Raw genomic sequence first — 891 nt, 5'->3', positions numbered from 1 at the left:
ACCGATTTAGGGCGCAAATATGTAAAATGGACATTTGGTAATACTAATTTTTGTTTTGGTCGAGTGGTTGTCGATAAAATTAAACGCACTAAAGACACCATTAATGGCGTAGGGGGCGGCACCGTGCGCGATGTGTACATTACCTATCATGTTGAAAATATTCCTGATTGGGTGAAAGACCCTGAAATCTATAAACGTTTTGGTTATTTTAAAGAGCTGGTTAATGGTGAGCCAGTACAAGGAATGCATAGCTATAAAGTATTTGGAAAGAATAAATTAGAAACATTAAATGGGGTAAGTGGCGTTTATAAATGGGCATCAGATTTTAATAAAGAGTTAAAATAGTGTGTTGGGTAACAGCTATATAAAAGACTAAGCGAAGTATAAAAAATGAAAAAAATTCTAACACTCTCAATATGCGGTATCTTGTTGACCGCTTGCGACAACTACCCGTATAAAAAGGATATTCAAGAAATTTATGACTGGAACAATGAAACTGGCGATAAAGCGATTTGTATGATGGCAGGCAGAGTAACTAAGTCCATGTACCCGTATACCACTATACATCTAAAAGGGGAAGAATTACCTTTCTCAACTCAAACTATGAAAGAATTTCATAACCGCTTAAAAAATGAGAATTTACATTTATTTAGCAAGCGAGGCTTTTTTACCGAGGAATACCTAGGCGAAGTCGACGGTAAACCGATATACCGTTATAACCTGACCGATTTAGGGCGCAAATATGTAAAATGGACATTTGGTAATACTAATTTTTGTTTTGGTCGAGTGGTTGTCGATAAAATTAAACGCACTAAAGACACCATTAATGGCGTGGGGGGCGGCACCGTGCGCGATGTGTACATTACCTATCATGTTGAAAATATTCCTGAT

At 37.0% G+C, this 891-nt stretch carries 2 protein-coding genes; both read left to right on the top strand.

From position 1 onward, the window contains the following. The coding region (locus A9G48_RS11555; protein WP_176701993.1) for a hypothetical protein at window positions 1–345 on the top strand (345 nt) is incomplete at its 5' end. Between the two features lie 45 nt (window positions 346–390). Beyond that, the coding region (locus A9G48_RS05035; protein WP_141672960.1) for a hypothetical protein at window positions 391–891 on the top strand (501 nt) is incomplete at its 3' end.

This window comes from Gilliamella sp. wkB18 (assembly GCF_001690875.1).
In the GTDB taxonomy this organism is placed as follows: domain Bacteria; phylum Pseudomonadota; class Gammaproteobacteria; order Enterobacterales; family Orbaceae; genus Gilliamella; species Gilliamella apicola_A.
This window is presented reverse-complemented; position numbering and strand designations above follow the sequence as displayed.